The organism is Methanomethylovorans sp. (genome assembly GCF_050177135.1).
Taxonomy (GTDB): Archaea; Halobacteriota; Methanosarcinia; order Methanosarcinales; family Methanosarcinaceae; genus Methanomethylovorans.
Window position 1 is genome coordinate 1 of sequence record NZ_JBFXHJ010000189.1, and the last position, 3,724, is coordinate 3,724.

Annotated in this window: 3 protein-coding genes; 2 read left to right on the top strand and 1 reads right to left on the bottom strand. The window is 45.6% G+C overall.

Annotated features, from left to right (window positions below; all coding sequences use genetic code 11):
• Positions 1 to 102 precede the first annotated feature (102 nt).
• A complete protein-coding gene (locus AB7U21_RS11190) occupies positions 103 to 1,260 on the bottom strand; it encodes a geranylgeranyl reductase family protein (RefSeq protein ID WP_428389092.1) in 1,158 nt (385 codons plus the stop codon).
• Positions 1,261 to 1,398: 138 nt separating this feature from the next.
• Here AB7U21_RS11190 and AB7U21_RS11195 point away from each other — a divergent pair, with 138 nt between their 5' ends.
• Both AB7U21_RS11195 and AB7U21_RS11200 read left to right on the top strand, forming a co-directional pair.
• On the top strand, positions 1,399 to 2,121 hold the full coding sequence (locus AB7U21_RS11195) for a hypothetical protein (RefSeq protein WP_428389094.1): 723 nt from the start codon (positions 1,399 to 1,401) through the stop codon (positions 2,119 to 2,121).
• A gap of 154 nt (positions 2,122 to 2,275) precedes the next feature.
• A partial coding sequence (locus AB7U21_RS11200; RefSeq protein ID WP_428389096.1) for a cache domain-containing protein occupies positions 2,276 to 3,724 on the top strand: 1,449 nt, incomplete at its 3' end.

The following is a 3,724-nucleotide window of genomic DNA, read 5'->3' on the forward strand; positions in this document are numbered from 1 at the left end:
TTTGCATTTTCCATGAGCTGATGGCCCACACAGTTATGTTTTAAGGTACCATATACAAAAAGATACATGTCAGCCCATACCCATATTCAGCTTCTGAAGGGTCTATTTCACAGGATCCGGCAACTGGCCGCACTGGATGGCTTTCATTTGTGAGGGTGAAATGGTCTTGATGGCAGCATTCATCATGCTATCCGAAAGCATGAGCCTGTCCATTAATTTACGTATGTGGACTGCGGTCCTGATCTCCAGTCCCATTTGTTTCCGCCACAGGGTATCATATTCTTCAAGCTTACATTTCCCTTGCAGGAAATCAGCAGCAGATTCCCCTGCAAGCTTACCTCCTATCATGGCAGTGGATATGCCTCCTCCGTTGGTGGCTATGAGATGACCTGCGGCATCCCCTGCAATGAGAGTGTCTTTTGTGGCAGTGACCCTGGGTGCACCTCCCACTGGCACAAGCCCGGAGATGACCGACACAATGGATCCTTCCCGTAACTTTTCACTGGCAATGGGATGCTCGTACATGAACCTGTTCAGATAATCCCTTGCACACATGCGTTCTGCAAAAAGAGCTTCCCTGATACCTACTCCAATGTTAGCCCTGTCATCACCCTGGGAAATTACCCAGGCATAGCCGCCAGGAACATAGTCTTTCCCAAAATACATTTCAACAGCTTCCTTATCCACATCAGCACCTGAGAGCTCATATTCAAAGGCTGTGCTCATTCCCATGGGATCCGGCTCTCTTAGCATGCCGCTGGAAGCGGCGACCATGGAATTGGGACCATCGGCGCCGATGACCACTTTTCCTTGTACTTCGTATCTTCCGAAAGCCCCATCCATTGTAACTCTTGTCCTGTTCACTTCCAGCACATTGGTTGCAATTAAAAGATGTGCACCTGCCTTTGTAGCCACTGTGGCAAGATGTTTATCGAACCTGCGCCTGTCAAGCGCATCTCCTTGTACTTCAAAACCTTTGGATGTACCATTGGGGGCTATGAACCGCTGAAAAGAAGTGGTCGCATGTACACAGCCGGGGGGGTACTCTTCAAGTGTGAAAGGCAGTTCTGCATTTGGTACAAGTTCCTGAAGTGTCTCTGTATGTGGCAGGAAACCACCACATTGGAGGGGCACTCCGATGTCTTTCTTCTTGTCAACTAACAGGACAGACATGCCTCTCCGGGCTGCATATGTTGCAGCTGTGGAACCGGCAGGGCCGGCTCCTATCACAATGATATCATAGGTTCTTTCAGGGATCATATATCTCAATAATTGATTTCGGAATAGAAGAGTGATTCATGATATTTAATAATTGAGCAATATACGTTCATTATATCCAATTATTATCTGTTCGACATCTTAATATGGCCACCGCAACAAGAGAGATGGGTGTCAAAGATGGATCATAATAGTAACTGCTGGCTGGTGAATACCGGGTACTGTGGGAAGAAAACAGAAGCTTGCCTGGAACAGGGAGTTGTTACGATCGATATTGAGATCCATCTGATGGATGAACTTGCCGATGATATCATTAATCTGAAGTATATTGACACGAAAAGCTCGAATTTTGAATATCTGCGTGAAGAATACAGGAAGATGGATAGCAAGTTCAGGGCAGAACTTGCCGAGGAGTTCGAAAAGATCAGATTGCCTGAAGATTCCCCTGAAGAATTACAGCAGCAGAAGATGGAACTTCTTACATCCAGACTTAGCCGGCTAAGGGAAGAAGCAAGGCTTTTGCGGGAAACCATGAAAGAGTTTGACAGATTTGAAAAGCGCGAACGCATAAAGGAAATTATACGATCACGTTTGTGTTACATAGGAGAGGCACGGCTCAACAGCTGGTCAGCAGCTATCTTTTGTTTTGCCAATGATATCCACATTGGTGACCTGGTGGTCATGCCTCTTGCGGATGAAGGCTTCTTCGCTGCGGGTAGAGTTAGGGGTGGCTATGAATATGTGGAGAATGCCTTTGACCTTCGGCATGTACGGGATGTTACCTGGATAAACGAAAAGATACATTTACCTCAACTGGCAAAATCGATCGATGCTTCCGGGGGGATAGTATCGCTATCAGAGGAGCTTAAGACTTACGTGATGGCCTTGCTGGACGACCGGTGAAGTATTGAGAACCTGGCTGTTCTTGACAACTTTTCATAAATTTTCATTATAAATCCTTTGCAGGAGCACATATTTAGCAAAATATATTTATACGAACAAAGTCTCGGTTACTATTAATATTATACTAATATCAATATTCAATTGAGGCGATAAATTGAAATTGCAGAACATTAATTTAAAAACAAAACTAATGCTCTATATTGTGCTTGGTGTTACACTAGTAATGTGTGCTTCAAGTTACGTGATCATTTCACAGGTAACTGAGCAGGCAAATGAACTGTCCTATGCAGATGCAGAAAATACTGCATTAGCTCATGCACAGGCATTCGATGGCAATCTTCAGAGGAATGTCATCGTTGCAGAGACCCTTGCAAGCGCTATGGAAAACTACAACTCCGGAAACAGGGATGAGGTAAGTGCCATAGTAAAAGATCTATTTCTTACTACTCCGGGTGTCGTGGGAGCATATGTGGGTTTTGAACCCAACGCTTTTGATGGCAGAGACGATCAATTTGTCAATGCTGCGGGTCATGATGCCACGGGCAGGTTCATGCCTTACTGGAATACCCTGGGCGGTTCACTTGTACTGGATCCGCTGGCAGACACCGATACCTCTGATTATTACCAGCTGCCTCTAAAATTAAAAGAGACCGTAGTCCTTGAGCCATTCGTGTATGATGGAGTCCTGATGGTGAGCTATGTGGCTCCGATCATCAAAGATGGAACTGCGATAGGTATAAGCGGGATGGATGTTTCACTGAATGATATCGACGAAGAGGCAGGGCAGATATCCATATACGATACCGGCTACGCTTTCATGACCAGCAAGTCCGGCGTTTTCCTCTCACATCCAACTAACAAGGACTGGATAGGTACCAAATCTCTCACAGATGTAGATGCACCAGGCTATGACAAGATGGCACAGGACATCAGTGCCGGTAAGAAGGGAACTATAGCTTCCGTAGACCTTGTGACCGGTAAAGATATGGTGTTATTCTATGAACCGATACCTTCCTCCAATTTTGCATTGGTGCTGGCCGTTCCGGAAGAAGAGATGCTGGCTGGGGTTACAGCCATGAGAAACAACCTGATCATCATCTCGGTTGTTGCAATCGGTTTTATGGCATTTGTGGCCTATCTGATCGCAAGGTCCATAACCAATCCTATTAACAGGATAGTTGAGGATTTCAACCAAATATCCAATGGAGCAGTCGACGGGAAATTAGATATAAGGGCCGACACCGATGTTGACATAGACTTTAAGGGGATTCCAGCCGGACTGAACCTTATCATGGACAGCATGAACAAGATGGTAAGGATGATAGGAGTCAATGCAGCCAATATTGCAGCTTCTGCCCAGGAGATATCTGCGGCATCTGAGGAAATGACAGCTTCTTCCGCTGAGGTTTCAAGTAATGTTGGAGAGATAGCAAAAGGTTCGACCAACCAATCCCAGAAAACAGAAGAGGTTTCCAGGGCTATGAATGATATGACCCAGAGCGTACAGGAAATAGCCATAAATGCCCAGAAGGCTGCAGAGACCGCAACAGTGACAAGTGATACGATAAAGGATGTAGGGATACAGTCTGAGAACCTTATTGTG

Coding starts and splice junctions, on each gene's coding strand:
- AB7U21_RS11190 (WP_428389092.1), bottom strand. CDS start 1,260: ATGATCCCTGAAAGAACCTATGATATCATTGTGATAGGAGCCGGCCCT.
- AB7U21_RS11195 (WP_428389094.1), top strand. CDS start 1,399: ATGGATCATAATAGTAACTGCTGGCTGGTGAATACCGGGTACTGTGGG.